Consider the following 21,916-nt stretch of genomic DNA (forward strand, 5'->3'; position numbering starts at 1 on the left):
AAGGAGCGGGCGGCTTCCCCAGAAACGATTACCAATGATAAATAATCGTTGAGGTTAAACATACAAGGAGCTCACCCTGTGAGCGAATGAATTACGCTCCAAGCCACAGAATCCAAATCCTTCGGCCAAAGGTTGGCCTCCTACAAACAAACACCTTTAGGAGCTCACCCTGTGAGCGAATGAATTACGCTCCAAACCATAAATTCAAAACCTTTCGGCTACCAAGGCACTTCCTACAAACGAAGCTTTTGGTGTAGACGCTAAACTTTATGCTCGGAACGAATGCCAGAGCGAATAGGCCAGAGCCGATAAATATGCAAAACGTCCATGAAAAACAACAGGGAAAATAAAACGTTATAAAAAAGGCTAACCTTCAGAAAAAGGTTAGCCTCTTAATGTTCACCGCCGGTTAGAGACGATGGGAGATAGTGCGTAGTGTTTAGATCTTTGCCAGCAGTTGTTCTAGCTTAACTTGGTCGGCGGCAAAGCTGCGAATACCTTGGGCTAGCTTTTCTGTGGCCATAGGATCTTCATTCATCATCCAGCGGAACTCAGCTTCGCTCAGGGATAACTTACCCTGCTCAGACGTTGCATTTGCGGCTGAGAGTTTAGTGGGCAGTGCTGCATTGTTATCTTCTAGCGCTTGCATTAGCGCTGGAGCAATGGTTAAACGGTCACAACCGGCGAGTTCTTGGATCTCACCAATATTACGGAAGCTCGCGCCCATCACAATAGTGTTGTAGCCATTGGCTTTGTAGTAGTTGTAGATATTGGTAACGGATAGAACGCCGGGGTCATTTGCACCGCTAAAATCACCCTCTTCATTGGCTTTATACCAATCAAGAATACGGCCTACAAAAGGGGAGATAAGGAAAACACCCGCATCCGCACAGGCCGCAGCTTGGGCAAAACTAAACAACAAGGTTAAGTTACAGTTGATACCTTCCTGCTCTAGCTGACGCGCCGCTTGGATACCTTCCCAAGTTGAGGCGATCTTAATCAGAATGCGCTCTTTACCTATGCCCGCTTCAGCGTAAAGGCTGATCAGTTTACGTGCACGCTCAAGGGTTGCTTCCGTATTAAAAGATAAACGTGCATCAACTTCGGTAGAGATACGGCCGGGAATGATATTAAGAATCTCACGACCAATTTCAACCGCTAAGCGGTCAGTCATATTGTCCAGCTGTTCCTGCTCAGAACCGCCTTTACCTGTTGCCCACTCCTTAGCGGTAACAAGCAGTGATTTATACTGCGGTAACTCGGCTGCTTTTAGCATAAGAGAGGGGTTGGTCGTTGCGTCCACTGGCGTAAAACGAGCAATGGCTTCAATATCGCCTGTATCGGCTACGACGGTCGTGATCTGTTTAAGCTGTTCTAACTGCGTTGTCATAATATCTAATAATCCGTTTTCTAATCGGGTACACGTTCCAGTGCTGCTAAGAGTACCTCAATTGAGGCTCCAGGTTTATGGGCATTTTCGCTAATAAAGCGTCGGAACTGTTTACCGCCCCGTTGAGCATGAAAAAGCCCCAACATGTGGCGCACTATATGGTTTAAGCTGACACCTTGTTCTAATTGGCCCTCAATATAAGGGATCATAGCTAACGCAGCTTCTTTGCGGCCAATGATTGGCGCAGTGCTGCCATAAAAAGCTTGATCCACCTCTGCTAATAAATAAGGGTTTTGATAAGCTTCGCGCCCTAACATTACACCATCAACATGTTGCAGATGTGTGTGACATTGTTCAAAGGTTTTAATCCCACCATTGATATGGACTTCAAGCTCTGGATATTCTTGTTTAATGCGATAGACCCAGTCGTATTTTAACGGTGGCACATCGCGGTTCTCTTTTGGGCTCAGTCCCTGCAAAATCGCTTTTCGAGCGTGGATAATAAAGACTTTACAGCCTGATTGACGGACAACGTCAACAAACTCTTTTAGCTCATCATAGCTGTCCATATCATCAATCCCTAAACGATGTTTTATCGTAACAGGAATATTGACAGCCGCTTGCATCTGTTCAAGACAATCAGATACCCGTTGTGGGTGCTCCATTAGGCAGGCACCGATCATATTGTTTTGCACACGATCACTTGGGCAGCCCACATTAAGGTTCACTTCATTGTAACCATAATCTTCAGCCATCTTGCTACACTGCGCCAGTTCTGCGGCATTACTGCCACCGAGCTGAAGTGCGACCGGCTGTTCCTCTTTGTTGTAACGAAGAAAACGGTCGGCTTCTGCATGAATAAGTGCGCCGGTAGTCACCATCTCTGTATAGAGAACCGCTTCTTTACTGAGTAAACGATGGAAATAACGACAGTGTTTATCTGTCCAGTCCATCATGGGTGCAACCGTGAAACGACGGTTTAGCGTATCTTTAGCTATGGTCATTAATGTGTAGGGCTTATCGTATTAAGTGGGTGCATTAAAAGTGATGTTAGATCTCGGACGAGATTATATACTGTCTGATTTTTTTGCGCTGCATAAAGCTTGATAATGGTTGGGTATCTTTAGGGTAAATGTTAGCCTAAGGCCTTAATCGGAGCATCGTCTATTTAAAGGTTTTAAAGCGATATGGCTGAGAAAGAAAACGGGTTTACAACAAAAAATACAGGGTTTAAACGCTTTTATTATGCGTCTATATACTCCTGGCAAGGGCTCAAAGCCGCGTACGCACAAGAGCCGGCTTTTCGTTATGAAACTTGGGCAAGCGCTGTTTTAATCCCTTTATCTTTTGTAGTTGCAGAGACGCCAATACAGTTAGCAGCCTTAATTTGTACCTGCTTGTTGGTACTGGCATTTGAGCTAGTCAATACCGCTATTGAGGCTGTTGTTGATCGTGCCGGAACAGAGTTTCATGCCTTGGCCGGCTTAGCAAAAGATTTAGGGTCTGCTGTTGTGATGGTTGCACTCGGGATGGGGGCGTTGATCTGGTGGGCCATTCTATGGACTAATTATTCATAGTTTGCCACATATTGAACATTTTTCTTGTCAAGATAGCGTACTGATACATTTCTTAGTGGCTCATAATGGGCCGCTAAGTATATAATTCCCTCCCATAAAATTTCTTTAAATTTATCGACTCCAAGGACACCAATGACGACTGTTCGTACTCGTGTTGCACCTTCTCCAACAGGTGACCCCCATGTAGGCACCGCCTATATTGCGCTGTTTAACTTAGCTTTTGCCCGTCAGCATGGCGGTCAGTTCATCTTGCGTATTGAAGATACCGATCAAACGCGTAGCACGGATGAGTCAGAACAGAAGATTCTTGATTCTCTACGCTGGTTAGGTTTGGAGTGGGATGAAGGTCCCGATGTAGGTGGCCCACACGGTCCCTATCGTCAAAGCGAGCGTAAAGACAGTTATGCAAAATATGCGATGCAGCTGGTTGATGAAGGCAAAGCCTTTCTCTGCTACCGCACAGGTGAAGAGCTAGATGAATTACGTACCGCACGTCGTGCTGCGGGTGGCCATACGGCGCTAAAACAGAGCGACCTTGCACTACCTGAAGAGGAAGTGGCAAAGCGTAAAGCCGCAGGTGCACCTTATGTTGTGCGTATGTGTGTACCTGAAGGCGAAGGTGTGTGTGTTGTTGAGGATATGCTACGTGGCCCGATTGAGCTTGAATGGGGCATGGTCGATGCGCAGATCCTACTTAAATCCGATGGGATGCCAACCTATCATTTAGCTAACGTGGTTGATGATCACCTGATGGAGATCACCCATGTTATCCGTGGTGAAGAGTGGATCAACTCAGCACCTAAACATCAGCTGCTTTACCAATATTTTGGTTGGGATATGCCTAAGCTTTGTCATATGCCATTGCTGCGTAACCCTGATAAGTCAAAACTATCTAAACGTAAAAACCCAACCAGTATTCTGTATTACCAACGTATGGGCTTTTTGCCAGAAGCCTTGCTGAACTATTTAGCACGTATGGGTTGGTCAATGCCGGATGAAAGCGAGAAATTTACGCGTCAGGCGATGTTTGATAATTTTGATATTCAACGAGTATCTTTAGGCGGCCCAATCTTTGACCAGACCAAACTGAGCTGGTTAAACGGCCTATGGTTACGTGAAGATCTAACTACCGAGCAATTTGCTGCCAAATATCAGGAGTGGGCACTCAACCCTGAATACCTGATGCAGATCGTTCCTTTGATTCAACAGCGGGTTGAAACACTGTCTGACGTTGCGCCTTTAGCGAGTTTCTTCCTAGCGGGCATGTTAGATATTAGCGAAGGGGATTTTGAACATAAGTCCCTCGAAAAAGACGATATCCGCCGTATGCTGCAATATGCAGTCTGGTTATTAGATACTGAAAGCCAGTGGGATAAAGACCGTCTATTCAGCCAACTAAAACAGTTGGCCGATGCAATGGGCTTTAAGATCCGTGACTTCCTATTCCCGCTATTTATAGCGATTGCAGGTACAAACCAAACCGTATCGGTAATGGACTCTATGGCAATTCTAGGCCCAGATATGACCCGCGCCCGTTTACGCCATGCGGTGAACGTACTGGGTGGCCCCTCTAAGAAAGAAGCCAAGCGTTGGGAAAAAGAGTACCGAGACCTAAGCAGCCAGATCGAAGGCTAAACAGGTTTTGCAGAGATAAAGGCCGGCGCCTACAAGCAGCTAGGTTGTAGGCGGCCAGCCTTTACGTCGCCAGGGGTGTCTGGCCGAAAGCTCTGAATAAAGCCGTCTCAGGTAAGGTATTGAACTAATTGAATTTCACCCCTTCAATTTGCTTGACAGGCTAAACACCCCTCATTACTATAACGCCCACTCAATATGGGGCCTTAGCTCAGCTGGGAGAGCGGTTCGCTGGCAGCGAACAGGTCAGCGGTTCGATCCCGCTAGGCTCCACCATATCCAAGTCTTAATTCATCTTGTATCGTCCTGAAGTCAGCGTAATTGCTGGCTTTTTTGTTTATACTATGTCCAAGGTAGTCCAACTTGATGCCCCCACATCCGGGGTAATAAGGGGGCATTGCTGGGGGCATTACACTCCAAACTAAGAAATGTCCTCAAAAATGCCCCCATCATAGACAGGGAGGCAGTATGGCGTTGACTGATACTCAAATTAGGCAAGCAAAGCCTAGAGAAAAGGCGTACCGGCTAAGTGATGCTAGGGGCTTGTATCTTGAAGTGACAACAGCGGGTTCTAAATGTTGGCGGCTCAAGTATCGCTTTGCTGGCAAAGAAAAGCGTTTATCAATGGGTATGTATCCACGAGTTACGTTAAAGGATGCGCGCAAAGCTTGTGATGTGGCAAAAGACCAGTTGGAACAAGGTATTGATCCCTCACAAGCAAAGAAAGCCAAAAAGGTAGAACTAGCCGCCGCACAAGCCAATAACTTTGAAGCAATTGCTTTAGAGTGGCACAAACAGCAATCAGCTAAATGGTCTGAAGGTTACACGGCAAAAGTTTTACGTGCGCTTGAACGTGATTTATTCCCCTATATTGGCACGCTCCCTCTTGATCAAATATCCCCGCCTCAACTCTTGGCAGTGTTTAAACGTATTGAAAGCCGTGGTGCCACTGAGAGCGCCCACAGGGTTAAACAGATAACAGGGCAAGTATATCGCTATGCTGTGGCAACAGGCCGCGCACAACGGGATATAACACCCGACCTTAAAGGTGCTTTAGCCACTCATCAAACAAAGCATTTTCCTGCTATAACCGAGCCTGAGAAGGTCGGTAAGCTTTTATGCTTGATAGATAGCTATGAAGGCACCTCTACCGTTCGAGCAGCTATGAAATTAGCCCCGTTAGTATTTGTTAGGCCTAAAGAGCTACGTCATGCTGAATGGCCAGAGATTGACTTTGATAAAGCAGAATGGCGAATACCTGCCGAGAAAATGAAAATGGGGGTGGATCATATCGTCCCTCTAAGCCGTCAAGCCATTGAAATACTAGAAGAGCAACGATTATTAACAGGTCACTGGAATGGTTATGTATTCCCTTCAGCAAGAAGCCCACGCCGCCCGATGAGTGATAACGCAATTCTTTCCGCTTTCCGAACTATGGGAATTAGTAAAGATGAAATGACAGGGCATGGCTTTCGAGCAATGGCCCGTACCCTTCTTGATGAGGTGCTGGGAGAGCGTGTCGAACTGATAGAGCATCAACTAGCCCATGCCGTGAAAGATTCTTTAGGGCGAGCTTACAACCGTACAACGCATTTACCGCAACGTAAGGAAATGATGCAAAGGTGGGCGAATTATTTGGAAGGTCTAAAATGCATGGTTGCTGCTAATAATATTTTTCATCTAAAGGATTACAAAGATGCAAATTGATGTGATCGAGAGGATGGAAAGATTCTTAGATGCCCCATGGTACAAATCTAAAAATGAATTATTACCTCAAGAAATCTTAAATTATTTGAAGCTCAAGTATAGCCAATATAATGAGCTTGATAGTTGTGATGATTGGCGAGAAATGCATGAATTAATTCAGGAATGTGAACAGGCTTTAGCAACCGAAAGCATCAATGCTAGTGGTACAAGTATGTTTCTTCTCGGTATTTTGACTCAAAAGCTTGGGAGCGTAGATCATAGGGAGGTCTTTTCCCTTCTAAGAGCCAAATATAAGAGGGAGGCTCCTCTTATAAAAAAAAGGAATGCTCAACAATATCTTACCGATATAGCAAAAGACGTTGCTACTGAAATTTGGGATGCAGATATAGATAATGTGCTATCTATATCTGATGTATGTCACGAACTATATGCATGCTTGCACATCGCTTTACAAAAAACAGGGAAAAACGAATTGAATAAAGAACAAGAAGAGTTTCATACATTGTTATACAAAGTTTTTCCAAAAGACGCCCTTGGTTTTAAGCCGCATATAAGGTCTGTTGCTCCTGATTATTCAACAAGACCAGGAAGAAGAAAGAAGAAAGAATAAAAAATAAATAACTACTTCGTACGGGAATTATATTTTTCGTACGATAACTAAATTTTTTTTAGTATGAATATCAGGAAGAATTAATAGCTCCAGATCAGTCTTAGGAGCATAGTATGAATACTCGTTTACGGGGTTATTATCGAATAAATCAAGTTCTTGAAATTATCCCTATTGGGAAAAGTAGTTGGTGGGCAGGAATAGCGAAAGGGCGGTATCCCAAGGGGGTTAAGTTAAGCCCCCGTACTACTGCATGGCGAGTAGAAGATATTGAGGCGTTACTAGATAAGCTCTCAAATGGTGAGGGGGGGTTATGAATACTTATCGCGCCGAAATAATAATTAAGCGAGTGGTTGTCGTTGAGGTTGAAGCTTCTTCTGATTGGCATGCCAAAGATGCAATCCTGCATAATCAAGGCAAGCAGGTTGGTGACGAATATTACCAAAGCCCGCGTATTGAAAACCTAAAGTTACTTGCTACGGAGGTCTGAAAATATGACTATCTGTAAAGGTAATAAACTTCTGAAATTGTACTGCGATTTTATACTTCTATTTTCGGTGCACCCTCATATATTAAGCATGTTGGGAGCAATCTATCCTCATATTGATTGCTCGGTAATTCATAATATATATAAAAGAAATATTACTTTCATTAGTGTTCGGAAAGGTCGGAAAAGGGATGAGTCTGACAGCTGTTTTTCTAATGTCTAGGGTTGTTGTTAGGGCTGAACATGTAGTGCTAAAGAATCGTAGCTTCAATTTACCAAAAAGTAAGCAGGGTAAGGGATTCTACCTGCCTATTTTGGATAAGTCCGTTGGTCAAATTGACGCGATGCTTACTTATCACTGTAAGCTTTTAATCTTTCGATTAGATTTTCATGTCTTTGAAACGTCTGAAAATAGCGAGCTAATTTCTTCTTTCATTCATAGGCTTAGAAGCTGGCTAAATAGAAAAGGTCATAAGCGCCTTGGCTATATCTGGTGTAGGGAGCAGGATAAGAGCCATTTACCTCATTACCATTGTGTATTTATTGTTGATGGCAATAAGAACCGACACCCTCTTAGACTAATTCAACAAATTGAGCACTATTGGCAAGGGTGGGAGTATGGCTCTGTTTACACTCCTAAAAACTGTTATTACTTATTAAAGCGAGGCGATGACGCACGTTATCAGGACGTATTCTTGCGCGTTTCATATCTAGCAAAAGTAGCTACTAAGGGTAATGGTTCTAACACTGCTAATGATTATTCAACGAGCCGTATAAAACCGAAAATATAATCAAGCTGGTGGGAATGATTAAACCATCAATTTTCCAAATGATTTAGGTTAAAAAAGGTGACTTTATGGGTGGTGTCGGCAGCGGTAATTGGTATCGGTGGGATAAGAAAACAACGACCGATCAAGTAAAGAGGATTGATATTCGCTTTATGAAAAAACAGGGGTTACTCAAACCAAACACAACGGGCAGTTTGAATTGGTCGGTAAGAGGTGAGCCAAGTGGAAGCATTCGCTATACCTGTTATACAGATTATCTACAGCTTAGTTTCAGGCATCGCAATAGAGGTGATGATTGGCAGTCAGTAGAGCAGTATATCCCTTTTGATCGTACAGTCTGCCATTTTGGAGGTGAACGGCTTTGGTTCCTCTGTCCTAATTGTAGTAAGCGAGTAGGGCTGCTGTATGGAGTAGGAAAACTATTTTTATGTCGGCACTGTTATCAGCTTCCCTATAGTTCACAAAATAGTGGTTATATGGATAACTTAGTTGAGCAAAAAGACAAGTTAGGCGAGCGAATTTTTGAGTATTTTGAATATGGTGAGGGTTGGGGTAAAAAGAAAGGGATGCATTGGAAGACCTTTGAGCGGCTTTATGCACGCTATGAACAGCTAGACTATGCTATTAATTATCAAATAACTAAACGGGGTGATTTGGTTTAAGCCGCTAACTATCTGCAGTTGTTCTCCTATTGAAACGTTGGTAGATTTACCTTAATTAGTTCTACATGTAAAAGCCTGTCCTTTTAGGTTTGGCTATAAGGAATTCTCAATTGCAATAAGGGATATGCATGAAAATCATACTTGTCATTTCAGTCTTGTTTTTTCTAACAGCTTGTGGCGCCTCTATTCAGACATACGAGTCATACTCAAAGACAGCTGGTATTTTGCAAACTGCCTCTATTGGTGGTGAGTTATATAGGGTTAACAAGGAAAAAGATTTACCAAATGCTTTTGGTAAAGCCGATCTGTTTGGCGGTAGGCTGAATGCAGGATATACCGAACTTAGATTCATGGGGTTAACGCCTGAAGGTCACATCATTTTTAGGCTAATAGACATCGATATTGAATCTAATGAAACAACAATGAGTAGGTACGGTACAAGTACTACTACGGTAAATTCAAATACAACAGCAAACGCTTCAGTTTACGGCAATTCAGCATATGGTACTGCTAATACAAGAACTGTTATATCGCACTATGAAAAGCCTTCGGCAACGGTTACTCAATTACCGCCAAATACAGTTGAATTTATATTTAACCCTGAAGACAAAATATTAGAACTTGAAGGGGTATCCGTTGAAGTGGTTAAAACTACTGATTATTCGATAAGTTACGTACTTCATAGATAGGGGGAGCTTTTTACTTATAGATATTTAGCCAATAGAAGGGTTTATGAGCGAAAAAATAGTTAGATATGCAGCTATTTGTATTGGGTTAGCAGTTACTTTAGCCATCCTCTACATAAATGATGGTAATTTTTCACGTTATGGGCTTTTTGCGCAGAGTATCAAAGATACAGCGGCTTTTGATATTTTGAGGCAGATTGCTAAAGAGTTTACTCGTTACTCTACAGCTAGAAACTGGGCATATTTTCTATGGTTTGTTTGTCTTGGTACTGGTCTGTTATTGTCTTGGAAGTGTCGATTTAAAACAGCTACAGTTTTGACCAAGTTAATAAAATATATTCATAAAAAAGTATAATCTAATCCAATATTCGTCTTTCTTTAGCCTTTACGAGCCTCTTGCGGTTCTTTTTTTGAATATGCTATTGCTGATTCAGAAAAGTAATTTGGGGGCATTTAAGGGGGCATTGTCTATATGTTATTTATTTATTATCCAATTAATACAGTTGGTTAGGGTTCTTAATCGATAGAGCTAGGCCCACCATATTCTTCATTTCCAAAACGTTTAAAGCATCTTATATCGTCCAGAAGTCAGTTAAGACGTACATCTCTTTTCCTCACTCTAATGACGCCAAGCATAAAGTTACCTCGTGCGCGAATACTCTTCTTTTTAGGCCTTAGCTTTTATTAGGGATAACCTCCTAAACTCCAATGGAAGGAAGATTTGAGTGACACGGATTTTTTTAACGAAAAAATTTGGCAAATGGTCTAATGATGTTGGTTTGGTTGATGAGAAAATCGTAAGAGCCATCACAGAAATAGAACAAGGGCTCATCGATGCCGACTTAGGTGGCTCCACTTTTAAAAAGCGTATTGGCATTAACGGTCAGGGTAAGAGTGGAAGTCTGCGCACAATTATAGGGTTTAAAAAAGGCGAGAGAGCTTTTTTCTTTATGGTTTTCCTAAAGGTGAAAAAGATAATATTACTAGGCAAGAAAAAGCTGCCTTAAAGGAAATGGCCAAAATATATTTTGAGCTGAATGCCCAAAAGCTGAAAGCGGCTTTAGAGTCCGGCGCATTAATTGAAATAAAAAAGAATATTAAGGAATAACAGTCATGAGTGATATTCTTAACGCTATACACGAAGATGTGACTGCTCTGCATGAATGTGGAGCTGTTAATGAGATTACTATGCGCAATTTTGATGCGTTATGTTTGACACCTGTCCCAACCTACACGCCAGAACGAATCAAAGAGGTCAGGGAGAAAAATCATGTTAGCCAGTCTGTACTGGCGGCTTATCTGTGCGTTACAGTCAAAGCTGTGCAGCGGTGGGAACAAGGCTCCTCAAAACCATCTGGCGATACGGCTAAATTGCTTGCTATCGCAGAAAAAAAAGGACTGCAAGCCATTGCTTAATGACCTTTTTAGAAGTGGTCAATAATTTAAAGTCCCTCTAAAGGGGCTTTCTTGCGAGCTTTCAGAGCAGCACCACATTTAACTATAGATTGAAATGCTGTCTTATATTGGTGAAAGAAGATAAGCATATTTCTCTTTTAAGGGGTGCCCGTCCCTCCTGTCCGCCTGCACCTACGGGATGCCATCTACCCATTTCACTCAATTGATATGGCAGGCGTAAATACCGGAACCGACGCAAGCGCCTACGTGAAGGTGTACTGATGTACAGAAGAGAGATAAGGCATGCGGTGTAATAGCCCCGCCACATACACCGCGTACAGAGTCATTGGATAGCCCACGGGGGCCTTCCTCTGCATCGCTCCATGCTTTAAATTGATTATAGAATAAAAAAACCAATGGCAGGAACTCAAGAAATGATAAGTATCGACTATGACAGTCAGCCGGTTGCTGATCTGTTAGATCAATTGTTGGCTAATAAAACCAACACCAAACTCGCATCGGGGAAAGTTAAGCGCTTATTGCTCTATGTGTAGGCGAATGATTGATAATAATGAGTTGAAATATAAGGATGACTAGGGTCGCTCTGGCTGGAACGTTAACCATATTTTCTGCCCTGAACAGCACCGTTTACTGGCGGTTGAGACCGTTTACCTTTTCATGAAATAACAGTTTTAAAAGAATTTTATTGTTAAGATATAAGGCCGTTACGGCAGAGATCTAGTCAATTTTATATGGCGTATGTTTGTTTGCTTTAGCACAGGGCGACATAAGGGTTAATTTCTGCCAGAATCTAGCCCTATTAGGTTCACTATTAGATACAGCTTTTTTTTAAGGCTCGCCCTTACCCAATAGAATCGAAAGCGTTTTACGACATCTTAAAATCCCTGTCGATTAAGTATGACTTCACCTACCCTGAAGATAAGATGATTGAATTGGCTAAGCATGCCAAGGAGGAGGTCGATAGCGTCGCCAGCTTCCCCGCATGGAACCAACGGGAAGATATCAAAGCCGAGCTAGAAGTGAAGTTAATCTTACTACTGGCCAAATATGGTTATCCACCGGTGGCCAACGATGATGTTTATAAAAAGATCTTGGAGCAGGCGGAGAATTTTAAGAGAAATCGGGGGTGGGGGTAGAATGGAAAAATATGTGAAGGCTTTCCACATCGCACGTTAATCACTCTTAACCTGCGATGGTCTATTTTAGTCGTTATCTCTGATCATAAATAGGCGAGGGAAAGAGGTGTATTTTTTTTCGTACAGAATACGAAGAAAGTGTGCCATACAACTTGGCTCCCATATCAACACATCCTGAGGGCTTATTTTTACGGCTAGAGATACGAAGGCAGTAGAATTCAGCCCTTTGACTTAAATCCTTAATCATCTTTAGCGCGCCTTCGTTTATTTCAGTATAAAAAATCAATATACGAGATTGGTGGTCTTTTGGTATTCCACTGAGTGTTTTTTGTATTGTCCCCCCAGTATGGATAACAGAGTCATAGATAACAATATTCTCTATATCTGGTTCCGGTGCTTAATGATCACTCCCATATCGTATTCGTTAATTACGAGTGATAAATTAGCTATATCTACAACTAAATAATAACGATAATGATTATCAATTAAATTTATGGTATTTTAAAAGTCGAACGCAAGCTATTTAGCGAGCAAAAGCCTCAAACTAGATTTAGAGACCTACTTTCGTGAAAACTGCACTCTTCTATGGAACAACCACAGGTAACACAGGCGATATAGCCGATAAAGTAAAAGCGGAATGGGATATTTCCGATATTGATCTATTCGATGTGGCGGACACAACACTCGATTCGGCCAGCCATTATGATCTTTTGATCTTTGCTATTCCCACTTGGGATTACGGTGAAGTTCAAGAAGACTGGCTAGATGTTTGGGAAGAAGTGGACCAGCTTAATTTTGAAGGTAAGCAAGCAGCCTTTATTGGTTTAGGTGATCAATACGGTTACCCAGAGTGGTTTGTTGATGCTATGGGTATGCTACACGATAAAATTGTCAATAGGGGGCTGAAATCGTAGGCCACTGGCCTATCGATGGCTACGAATTTGAAGAATCAAAAGCCCTCACACAAGATAAAAAGCACTTTATCGGCCTCGCGCTAGATGAAGACTGGCAACGGGAGCAAACAACAGAGCGTCTTACTGGCTGGTTAGATCAGGTCAAACTGGAGTTGGGCCTATTTTAAGGCTCTATATCTACTTAGTCTCATTCAAAGATCTACCCGCTCCGTCGAGCGAAAACGGGGGCATGTTGGGAGTATAAATCAATAGCCCTCGTTCTAGCCTTATCATGTGTTTGGTGAACCTGACGTTGCACAGCCCCTTTTGAGTAGTAAGAAACTTTATATTCACACCTTAGCTATATGGCGAATAGTGGATAGGGATACACTAGACCAACTTTTTCAGAAGGGTTTCGATCGTTTGAACTAATGCTTTGTTTTTTTCTGAATTAAGTGCATCGTTGTGTGGGGCAGAAAATGTGTTGCTGTCGTTATCGAAATACGTACCCGAAGCATTTGCAAAATCCTTATCTACTGCGGCTTTGACCAATACTTTTGCGCCAATTGAGAGGCTTTTTCCCTCTATGCCGTAAGCATTTTTAACCATTTTGCTCGCCAGTAGTGATCCGGGGTTAATTGCAATAATCGAAGGCCAATTGGAAGGGTGCTCTTGGGCTAGGTAGAAAGACCACATGGTTATGGCGAGTTTACTTTGGGCATAGGCCTGATTTGCATTATCGATTTTGATGCTTCCTCTAAGTGCATCGAGAACCACGGGGGCTTGTGCCGCAGATGAAAGATTAAGCACGCGGCCCGTTTCAGGCATGAGAGGGGCTATCTGCTTAGTTAATAAATAAGGAGCCAGAGTGTTGACGGCAAAACGCACATCAAGCCCTTGATCTGTTTGTGGTGAAGGAGTGGTATAGATACCTGCATTATTAATTAGCACATCGATTGTAGAATGGTTGTCTGTGATCGTCTTAGCGAGCTGCATTACGTTAGGCATATTAGAAAGGTCGGCTTGATAGGCTTTAAGCTTTTCTGATGTTGTTAAGGGTATAAGGTGTTCATAAGCCTTATTTAGCTTGGTTTTGTTGCGGCCATGTATCAGTATATTATGGCCTTTTCGAGCTAATAATTTTGCTGTTTCCAGACCGATACCATCGGTAGAACCGGTGATTAATATTGTTTTTTTCATGTCAATTTCCTAGGTTTATACGTCGGGTAGTAATTCGTTAGCGAGTTTCTTAATGGTTGTTTCAGGGTCTGAGCGGTTAAAGCGAAGATTGAGTGCTATATGATTAACACCAATATTGCGTCTGATTTTTAGGTAGTTGCGTAAGTGTTTAATTCCAAGTCTCAGCCCTAAATGTATGGGGGTGGGAGAGGCGTTGTCGTCAGGCAGCAAATCTATGTAGAGCGGTTCCATAACGGGTTTCTCCATTAGGCTTGCAGCTCGACTTAGTGATCTATATTTCTCAATGAGTTGTCTTTGTATATTTTCAGCTTTAGGGTAGGTTATCCAGCCGTTGGTGTTTTTTGCAATCCAGTCTTCAGACTGCTGGCTAATACCTGTAACCAACATGGGTATTTGATCGGAAACAGGTTTAGGAAACATCTCTAACTTTCCATGTAGATGACCAAAACTATTATTGATCGTTGGGAAGGTCGTTGCCATTGCCCGTATATATTCGTAACTTTCCCTAAAACGCTCCCCTCTATTTTCAAAAATTATATTGTGTGCAGGATATTCTTCAGGTCGGTCTCCAGATGCAATTCCTAGGATTAATCGTCCTTGTGATAATTGGTCTGCTGTGGCTGCTGATTTTGCAATATGGGAGGGGTGACGAAGGGGCAAAATAACGCTTGAAACCCCTAATGCTATCTGACGGGTTTGTAGGGCAAGTGCGCCAAGATAAACGAAAGGGTCATAAAGTTGACCTGCATCGCCAAAAGAGGGGACATTAAAGGGAATATCTCGTAACCAAACAGCTGAAAACCCTAGTTTTTCTGCACGCTGCACGCGTTCTATATGGCGTTGCATGGATGGTATCGAGGCATTGTCGTAATTTTCAATTGGAACCACTAACCCAAGGGATAGTTTTCCAAGTTTAAAGACACGGTTATAACCCGAATTTATAGGCTTAAATTCAATGCGCTGTTCGGAGTTCATTTCAGCGGAGTTCCCTGATTAGAAAAGAATTAATGTACGGGTTTCAAGGCTTATTCTCGGTTGAGTTGTCCCTGCCTCGTTACCTAAATCCATGGCTCCGTGAGCTAAACAGGGTTTTCCCTGGTTATCATAAACATTGAAGATGACGATATCCTGTGGCGTCATCTGAGACATATAAAACCAATGATGTTGATGATTGGCGGTGACGCCGAGTATGTGGCCTTGTCTATCTGGGTAAACCAATGCAATTTCCAGCCAGTCATCAGGGCTGACTGAGTCAGGATGAATAAAACCTAAGGGTGCAGTTTTTATTGGGCCTTCAATAGGTCGCCATAGGTTCACAAAAGCATAATGGCCTTTAGATATTTCAACCGCACGTTTAGTACCTACAAGATCCACTAAACGTTGCTTGGCCCCTTCGGGGCTATAATCGTTGTGTACATTCCGAGCGGGCCGTCGGATTGCATTTTTGCTATCTCTTCGCACTGTATGGTCAAAAATGATGACTTCTGTTGCGCCAATTTTCTCTGACAATAGCGTTGTTAATTCATTGTTATAGGTTTCTTGCCAACCGGTTGTTTTAGAAAAGCTTACTATTTGGCTGGTATGGCTTTCAAAAGTAATACCGTTATCTTCGAAGTTGACCGTTAGATCGCCACGTCTTATATCTTGTACTTGGACTTGAGATGAGAGTAGCTCAGGCGATACAAGCTTACCTACGTCACCATTCGTATCAAAATAAAATGCTTGTGAATAGGGAGATTTGACATGGTAGTTAACTGTCGCAGTGCTAAACATAAGTTGTGCCCCAGAATTACTGAGAGTTTTCACTCGATGAGTTGAACTATATTGCAACTCATAAGTGTATTAAATGGGGGGTTATTTAGTTGAGAATTCGGATTATGAATATAATCTTTTAAGTTTTACTTGCATGGGGAGGGTAAAGGCAGTCATATAGATAGCCCTTTTCGTATGACGGATATAAGAATGGATACCGAAGGAATAAGGCTTTTTGTTATGGCAGCGGATATGTTAAATATCAGTGCTGCTGGACGAGTGCTTGGCCTGGCTCCGGCTGTCGCTAGCGCCCGATTAGCAAAGTTAGAAAACCAGATGGGGGCGGATTTGTTACACCGTTCGACTCGGAAGGTATCGTTATCGATTGAGGGCGCAGAATTTCTGCCTTTTGCGAGGGAGATCCTTGCTCAAGAGGACGCGGCTCGCGCAGCATTGGGTCATGGTAGTTCTGAAATAAAAGGAACGCTGCGTTTTGCCGCATCCAGTACATTTGCCCAACTTTATATTGCCCCGATCTTGCCTGAATTTCTTGCGAGATACCCTGAGGTTAATTTGGAGTTAAAACTGTCTGATACTCAGATAAACCTTATAGAGGGCGGGTTTGATCTTGCCCTACGAAACTATGCCATTGAGGATAGTAACTTACGGGCACGGAAATTGGCTGATGATAAGAGAATTCTCTGTGCTTCCCCTGAATACCTGTCTCGCAATGGCGTGCCTGAAACGTTAGAAGATTTGATATCGCATCAGATGTTGGTTTTTATGGATGGCCCTGCTAGATCTCTGGTGTCTGAAGGAGATAAACCCAAAGGGTTTTTTCCACCAAAAGGTGCGGGGGCGCGTGTGATCTGCGATGACGGAGCCAGTATGCGAATAGCGACCCAATCGGGTGTTGGAATTTCAATGAACTCATTGTGGAGCGTGTATCGCGATATTCAGGAGGGGACGTTAGTGCGTGTATTGCCGGAGTATGAGGTAGAAGATCTGTCCGCTATCTGGCTGGTATATCCCAAGTCGAATATGTTGACGTCTAAAGTGAGGGTCTTTATTGATTTCCTTTTGGAAAAGCTGGGGGGGGTGGATGTTTGGGGGAATAAGTAGGGGGCGCTAAAATTTAATTATATATAAAACCTAAAATCTAAAAACTAATCTCAGTTTTTTGTTGTTTATGTATTTTCTGCGAAGTATATCGTTAGGGCATAACTTAACACCTTCATTGGAAAACCAAATGAAAGCAATGATTCTAAAGAGTACGGAGATAACCCTGTATTCATTTCAACAGAGATGCCTAAACCTTCAGTTAATGCCGATCAGGTTCTGATTCGTATTGCTCTACCTGTGTCAATACGGTTGATATCTTGATAAACAGCTAGGCGAGGATCTGCCTTTGTCTCCGGACCTACCTGCGGTATTGGGGATTGTTGATGCCGGTGCTCTATAGCCTTAGTTGATGAGCAACGTTTTAGTTTTGCCGATGTGGGCAGCGTCTATGCTTACTTAACGAGTGGTTAAGCGATTGGTAAAGTTGTTGTAGAAATCTAAAGCTTGCCAGAGAGACTGATTTACAAGTCAGCCTTTCTGACATGAAATGAAGGGCTTGAACGCTAGACGCTGCCTGATGTGCTTGTTCATTTTTTACAGGGAAGGCGGCCTCGACAAAATTGAGCTTTTCAGGCGCTTGGTATGGATACCTGTTTATTAAGTAGAGTACGTTAATACATGCTTTTATTGGTCTGTACTGAGTTAATTACCACCGAGTATAGAACCCAATCCAAGTGGACATGGTGTGTTTGAGAGGACCGCATCATATAGTCATATGCCTAAAACGTTGTTGCTTCTTTTTCCTCTTTCTTCTCATTATCAGGAATATGCATCAGGTTTATCGCCTATTTGCATATTTTTGGTGCGCTTTTCACTTAAATTATATTCATATTACGAATTATGAAATCCGATATAGGGTAATTTATTTAGATTAAGCACGTAACTATACTGTTTTTCAGTCTAATTTAAGTCTGTGTTTAAACGAGGGTTTTTGGCATGAAACTTAAAAAAACGATCAGCGGAGCTTGTCGTCGATACAACTAAAATTTGATCTTCTAGTCCTAAAACTAAAACCATACTGGAGAAGAAGAAATGGCTTATTACTCTGTGATAGAGGTAACACCAACAAGTGAAGATTGGATTCCTACGTATCTTGAAAAGTCAGGACCGATTTTAGCAAAGTATGGTGGAAAGTATCTTACTAGAACGGTTAGTCATGAACAGGTTGAAGGTCATGAAGATTTTGCAGCTCTTCGAATTATTTTAGAGTGGCCGTCTAAAGAGGCTGCACAGTCTTTTATGGAAGATCCTGATTATGCACCTTTACTTCAAGCCCGAACAGAGGGGTCTATAAGTAAGCACTTTTTAATAGAAGCGAAGGATGATATGGCCTAGACTACTTTATGGCCTTGGTCCGCTTATAACGGTACAAGTGCGAGCCAGCCCTTTTTGAGTATTGGCTTGCTTTATTAAAATTATGACGTCAATCCAGGTTTGCTAATATCTACAGCGTTTTATCTTTTTTAGGTATTGGTCAACTCTTTTTAAATGAAGGTTTTTAAAATGAAAGCAATAAAAATAAAGCAGCAAGACGGTACCGATGGTATTTATTTAGATGCTGTAGAAGATGCACCTCAGCCAGAATATGGAGAAATCCGAGTTAAAATTTATGCGGGCTCTCTTAATTTTCATGACTATCTAGTTGCTGCGGGTCAGCTTCCTACCGCTGATGGTCGGGTTTTACTTTCCGATGGGGCTGGCGTAGTGGAAGCCATTGGGCCAGGGGTCAGCGAGTTTAGCGTTGGTGATAATGTCGTATCTACTTTTTTTCCACAATGGCGTGAGGGCGCTGTGCCTTCTAGCGCAGGAGGCTTTAGCCAAACTCCAGGCGATGGTGTTGATGGCTTTGCCATTGAATATATCACTCGTTCAGAGTCTGCTTTTACCCATGCACCTAAGGGGTGGAGTCATGCTGAAGCAGCGACTATCACTACTGCAGGCTTAACGGCTTGGAGAGCTTTAGTTGCCGATTGTGGGATTAAGGCTGGGGATAAAGTACTGACTTTGGGTACAGGTGGTGTTTCATTAGCGGCTATACAGATAGCTAAAATGCATGGCGCTGAAGTATTTATTACATCATCATCAGATGAAAAGTTGATGAAAGCTAAGGAGCTGGGTGCTGACCATGTCATTAACTATGCAAAGAACCCTAATTGGTCGGAAAAAGTTTTGGAGCTGACTCAAGGTAATGGTGTAGATCATGTGATTGAATTAGGTGGGCCTGGCACACTTGAGCAATCAACGGCCGCTGTTAAGGTCGGCGGTAATATTTCCTTAATAGGTGTGTTGACAGGTTTTGAGGGGGTATTCCCAACAGCTCAATTGATGTTCAAACAAGTGAAGCTTCAGGGATTACTTGTGGGTAGCAGGCAGCAACAGGCTGATTATATAAAGGCACTGGAAGGTAGCTCTATACGTCCAGTCGTTGATCGTGTTTTTAAATATGAGAATCTTAAAGAAGCATTTGAATATCAGTTGTCTGGCGCTCACTTTGGAAAAATATGTGTTCAGTGGTAAGGAAAAGTACATTAGCTAAGTGCGAGAACTGCTACAGCTTTTTAAGTATGATCATTTGATACTAGCCTTCAATTAGGGTGTTTGACGATTTGATATAGGTTATGTATGCAAAGGTGGTTTAGGTTGCTTTTACCCTTAGTTTTGCTGATTAAAAGTGTAAGTTACTAAATTTAAAATAATTATGTGGCTATGGGCGCAGGTATTTCCTGCGCCTTTTTTATTCTAAATTAGCGATCTATGCGGTAGATTTTTTCTGGGTTTGGCTTGCTACCCCAAGGTAGGCCAGAGTTCTGCCAGCCGTTTTGGATACGGAAGCCGGTTTTTTCGCCTGCTTTAGCGCTGTCACCTTGGAAGCCGTTAATCATATAGGTTGCATTAGGGAAACCGTGTTTGCGTAGAAATTCTGCGCTTGGTAGGCCTCGTTCACTACCAGAGCGACACATAGTGATAACGGTCGCTTGTTTGTCTAAGCCGCGTTCAAGCAGGGCTTGTTCAACCTGAGTGGCGAAATCTGGATTTTGGTAAAGGCGAAAGCGGTTTTTCTTAGCATCCCATTGGCTACGATCTACCATTAGGTAGGGGATATTTAGATCCACCTCATCGGTAAAGCCAATAAACATGATTTCAATCGGGTCACGCACATCAATAAACAGCACCTCATCCGGTTTTTGTTGTAACAGTTCATAGGTGGCTTTGGGGCTGATACCGCTAATATCGCTTGCCTGAGCGCTACTCAGTGGCAGAGACATGATTGCACTGAGGAATAGCGGGGTTAGATATTTCTTCATCGGATGTCCTCTCTTTTAAAAACTAAATCGGTAGGGTTACCGCTATCTGCTGGTATTAAGGCAAATATCATGTAATAACCTATTTAATATTAGTATTTTCTAATATAAAATAGGTTATTACAATAGGGTTGTAACTTTTCAGTCTGCTTTTGCTGAGAATATGATTTAGTTCTAAGCTTGTTAGTCGAGTGCAATCCTTCACTTTATAATTATCAAAGATAAGGAGATTACTGATGTTAAGACGAGACCCTGAGCAGCCTTGGCATCCCAGCTATTGGTTGGCAGCACTGGGTGCTGGTGGACTTTCTATCTCATTTTTTATGTACCTGATGTGGTTGGTACCTCATCAGGGTTTTCCTATGCCGACTTGGCAGCATCTATCGGCCTTACTGACTGGTACTACGCCATTATCTACTGGAGTCCGCCCGCTGGCTATTTTTGCGACCCTTTTTATGTTGTTGCTGGCTTTGTTGCACTTTACGCTGCTGATCTGGAATATTCGTGAATATAGTGCGGCACGCAGTACAGAAGCCTACCAGCGATTATTGGGTTCTCCCAGCGAAGTGCAGTTGATGGCCCAGCCGCTGACATTTGCGATGACTGTTAATGTTTGTTTTGCACTAGGTGCGCTCTGTGTGCCCGGTTTATGGTCTATTGTGGAATACCTTTTTCCTTTCGCTTTGTTGGCGTTTACTGCTATAGGCGTTTGGTCACTCAAACTCTATGGCCGTTATTTGAGCCGGATGCTTGTTAGCGGTGGGTATCGCCATGAAGAACACAATCATCTCTCTCCATTGATGGCTGTTTTCACCTTTTCCATGTTGTCTGTTGGTTTTGCCGCACCGGCGGCTATGTCGCACTTAGCATTTGTGGCGGCGTTGGCAGCAACCTTATCGATTCTGTTTTTGGTAATTGCCGTGGTCTCCGGTGTATTGATTTTAATATCGGGCCTGCAAGCGATGTTGCAGTATGGTTTACAAAAACAGGCTACGCCTAGTATTTGGATGCTGATCCCGATTATGACGTTGCTTGGGATTGAATGGGTGAGGATGCAACATGGCTTGAGTCATCACTTTGCAACCCCTGTTGAGCAGGGCAGGTTGTTTGTTGTTTTGACAGCCATTTTTATGTTGCAGCTGGGCATTATGCTGCTGGGGTATCGTGTGATGCAGCTTAATGGTTATTTGACTGATCATCTTATAGGTGATCAGCGTAATCCCGTTAGTTTTGGCCTGATCTGTCCCGGTGTAGCTCTGTTTGTGATGGGCATGTTCTGGTGGCACTTGGTATGGGTACAAGGGGGTATAGTCACTGCGTTTGGCGTGGTTTACTGGTTGGGGATTGCAGGGCTTGCGGTGGTTCAGTTTTTAACGCTAGGGGCATTACTACGTTTGAGTCATCGTTTGTTGCTACACAAACCTGTTGAGATTGCGTTAATGGAGTAAATACACTGTGGCTATTAAGGTCATAGTTAAATTTAAACGGCATGAAGAAGACAAGCGATGCAATTTTATTTAACATTAGATGCGTCTAATATTTATAAGCAGGAGATATAC

General features: G+C 42.7%; 23 protein-coding genes, 1 tRNA gene and 1 pseudogene. 19 read left to right on the forward strand and 6 right to left on the reverse strand.

What is annotated here, in order from left to right:
• Positions 1-439: 439 nt before the first annotated feature.
• Together tal and dusA are read right to left on the reverse strand one after the other, a co-directional pair.
• The gene (tal, locus tag A3774_RS10015) at positions 440-1,390 is read right to left on the reverse strand and encodes a transaldolase (RefSeq protein ID WP_067866793.1); all 951 of its coding nucleotides are present in this window, start codon (positions 1,388-1,390) and stop codon (positions 440-442) included.
• A gap of 20 nt (positions 1,391-1,410) precedes the next feature.
• Positions 1,411-2,394, reverse strand: coding sequence for a tRNA dihydrouridine(20/20a) synthase DusA (gene dusA, locus A3774_RS10020; RefSeq protein WP_067866796.1), 984 nt, complete (start codon positions 2,392-2,394; stop codon positions 1,411-1,413).
• Positions 2,395-2,577: 183 nt separating this feature from the next.
• Between dusA and A3774_RS10025 the strand changes: the two genes are divergently transcribed.
• From A3774_RS10025 to A3774_RS10090, 15 genes and pseudogenes are all read left to right on the forward strand, one after another.
• Positions 2,578-2,967, forward strand: coding sequence for a diacylglycerol kinase (locus A3774_RS10025; protein ID WP_067866797.1), 390 nt, complete (start codon positions 2,578-2,580; stop codon positions 2,965-2,967).
• 132 nt (positions 2,968-3,099) lie between these two features.
• The gene (gene gltX, locus A3774_RS10030) at positions 3,100-4,602 is read left to right on the forward strand and encodes a glutamate--tRNA ligase (protein WP_067866799.1); all 1,503 of its coding nucleotides are present in this window, start codon (positions 3,100-3,102) and stop codon (positions 4,600-4,602) included.
• A gap of 197 nt (positions 4,603-4,799) precedes the next feature.
• A tRNA-Ala gene (locus A3774_RS10035) sits at positions 4,800-4,875 on the forward strand.
• Positions 4,876-5,067: 192 nt separating this feature from the next.
• A complete protein-coding gene (locus A3774_RS10040; RefSeq protein WP_067866802.1) occupies positions 5,068-6,306 on the forward strand; it encodes a tyrosine-type recombinase/integrase in 1,239 nt (412 codons plus the stop codon).
• The gene (locus A3774_RS10045) at positions 6,296-6,916 is read left to right on the forward strand and encodes a hypothetical protein (RefSeq protein WP_067866804.1); all 621 of its coding nucleotides are present in this window, start codon (positions 6,296-6,298) and stop codon (positions 6,914-6,916) included. The genes A3774_RS10040 and A3774_RS10045 overlap by 11 nt, the downstream gene beginning before the upstream one ends.
• Before the next feature lie 113 nt (positions 6,917-7,029).
• On the forward strand, positions 7,030-7,230 hold the full coding sequence (locus tag A3774_RS10050) for a helix-turn-helix transcriptional regulator (protein ID WP_067866806.1): 201 nt from the start codon (positions 7,030-7,032) through the stop codon (positions 7,228-7,230).
• Positions 7,227-7,403, forward strand: a complete 177-nt coding sequence (locus A3774_RS16625; protein WP_156473696.1) for a hypothetical protein — start codon at positions 7,227-7,229, stop codon at positions 7,401-7,403. Before A3774_RS10050 ends, A3774_RS16625 begins: the two co-directional genes overlap by 4 nt.
• A 188-nt stretch (positions 7,404-7,591) precedes the next feature.
• The gene (locus A3774_RS10055) at positions 7,592-8,191 is read left to right on the forward strand and encodes a YagK/YfjJ domain-containing protein (protein ID WP_067866809.1); all 600 of its coding nucleotides are present in this window, start codon (positions 7,592-7,594) and stop codon (positions 8,189-8,191) included.
• Between the two features lie 65 nt (positions 8,192-8,256).
• The gene (locus A3774_RS10060; protein WP_067866811.1) at positions 8,257-8,850 is read left to right on the forward strand and encodes a hypothetical protein; all 594 of its coding nucleotides are present in this window, start codon (positions 8,257-8,259) and stop codon (positions 8,848-8,850) included.
• A 128-nt stretch (positions 8,851-8,978) separates the two neighbouring features.
• Positions 8,979-9,539: a hypothetical protein gene (locus A3774_RS10065; protein ID WP_067866814.1), complete on the forward strand. Its 561-nt coding sequence runs from the start codon at positions 8,979-8,981 to the stop codon at positions 9,537-9,539.
• 43 nt (positions 9,540-9,582) lie between these two features.
• Positions 9,583-9,891: a hypothetical protein gene (locus A3774_RS10070; RefSeq protein WP_067866816.1), complete on the forward strand. Its 309-nt coding sequence runs from the start codon at positions 9,583-9,585 to the stop codon at positions 9,889-9,891.
• A gap of 370 nt (positions 9,892-10,261) precedes the next feature.
• Positions 10,262-10,644: pseudogene (locus A3774_RS10075) on the forward strand (type II toxin-antitoxin system RelE/ParE family toxin).
• A 5-nt stretch (positions 10,645-10,649) separates the two neighbouring features.
• Entirely contained in the window at positions 10,650-10,952 is a 303-nt protein-coding gene (locus A3774_RS10080; protein ID WP_067866820.1) for a helix-turn-helix domain-containing protein, read from the forward strand.
• A gap of 848 nt (positions 10,953-11,800) precedes the next feature.
• Positions 11,801-12,088, forward strand: a complete 288-nt coding sequence (locus tag A3774_RS10085; protein ID WP_269454617.1) for a type I restriction enzyme endonuclease domain-containing protein — start codon at positions 11,801-11,803, stop codon at positions 12,086-12,088.
• Positions 12,089-12,654: 566 nt separating this feature from the next.
• Complete coding sequence (locus A3774_RS10090; RefSeq protein ID WP_231867967.1) at positions 12,655-13,002, forward strand: flavodoxin domain-containing protein; 348 nt, start codon at positions 12,655-12,657, stop codon at positions 13,000-13,002.
• A 369-nt stretch (positions 13,003-13,371) separates the two neighbouring features.
• Here A3774_RS10090 and A3774_RS10095 read toward each other — a convergent pair whose 3' ends face one another.
• The 3 genes from A3774_RS10095 to A3774_RS10105 are packed head-to-tail and all read right to left on the reverse strand — an operon-like array spanning position 13,372 to position 15,954.
• Complete coding sequence (locus A3774_RS10095; protein ID WP_067866824.1) at positions 13,372-14,181, reverse strand: SDR family NAD(P)-dependent oxidoreductase; 810 nt, start codon at positions 14,179-14,181, stop codon at positions 13,372-13,374.
• A gap of 15 nt (positions 14,182-14,196) precedes the next feature.
• Complete coding sequence (locus A3774_RS10100) at positions 14,197-15,156, reverse strand: LLM class oxidoreductase (RefSeq protein ID WP_067866826.1); 960 nt, start codon at positions 15,154-15,156, stop codon at positions 14,197-14,199.
• Positions 15,157-15,174: 18 nt separating this feature from the next.
• Positions 15,175-15,954: a CmcJ/NvfI family oxidoreductase gene (locus tag A3774_RS10105; protein WP_067866829.1), complete on the reverse strand. Its 780-nt coding sequence runs from the start codon at positions 15,952-15,954 to the stop codon at positions 15,175-15,177.
• Between the two features lie 189 nt (positions 15,955-16,143).
• On the opposite strand from A3774_RS10105, the gene A3774_RS10110 reads away from it, so the two are divergent.
• The 3 genes from A3774_RS10110 (at position 16,144) to A3774_RS10120 (ending at position 19,572) form a co-directional block, all read left to right on the forward strand.
• Entirely contained in the window at positions 16,144-17,055 is a 912-nt protein-coding gene (locus A3774_RS10110; RefSeq protein ID WP_067866948.1) for a LysR substrate-binding domain-containing protein, read from the forward strand.
• 1,032 nt (positions 17,056-18,087) lie between these two features.
• Positions 18,088-18,390, forward strand: a complete 303-nt coding sequence (locus A3774_RS10115) for a DUF1330 domain-containing protein (protein WP_067866831.1) — start codon at positions 18,088-18,090, stop codon at positions 18,388-18,390.
• 168 nt (positions 18,391-18,558) lie between these two features.
• Positions 18,559-19,572, forward strand: a complete 1,014-nt coding sequence (locus A3774_RS10120; protein WP_067866833.1) for a zinc-dependent alcohol dehydrogenase family protein — start codon at positions 18,559-18,561, stop codon at positions 19,570-19,572.
• A 227-nt stretch (positions 19,573-19,799) separates the two neighbouring features.
• Here A3774_RS10120 and A3774_RS10125 read toward each other — a convergent pair whose 3' ends face one another.
• Complete coding sequence (locus A3774_RS10125; protein ID WP_067866835.1) at positions 19,800-20,360, reverse strand: rhodanese-like domain-containing protein; 561 nt, start codon at positions 20,358-20,360, stop codon at positions 19,800-19,802.
• Positions 20,361-20,593: 233 nt separating this feature from the next.
• On the opposite strand from A3774_RS10125, the gene A3774_RS10130 reads away from it, so the two are divergent.
• Positions 20,594-21,805: a TsoY family (seleno)protein gene (locus tag A3774_RS10130; protein WP_067866837.1), complete on the forward strand. Its 1,212-nt coding sequence runs from the start codon at positions 20,594-20,596 to the stop codon at positions 21,803-21,805.
• The last annotated feature ends 111 nt before the right edge of the window (positions 21,806-21,916 follow it).

The sequence above is a fragment of the Neptuniibacter marinus genome, assembly GCF_001597725.1.
GTDB lineage: Bacteria > Pseudomonadota > Gammaproteobacteria > Pseudomonadales > Balneatricaceae > Neptuniibacter > Neptuniibacter marinus.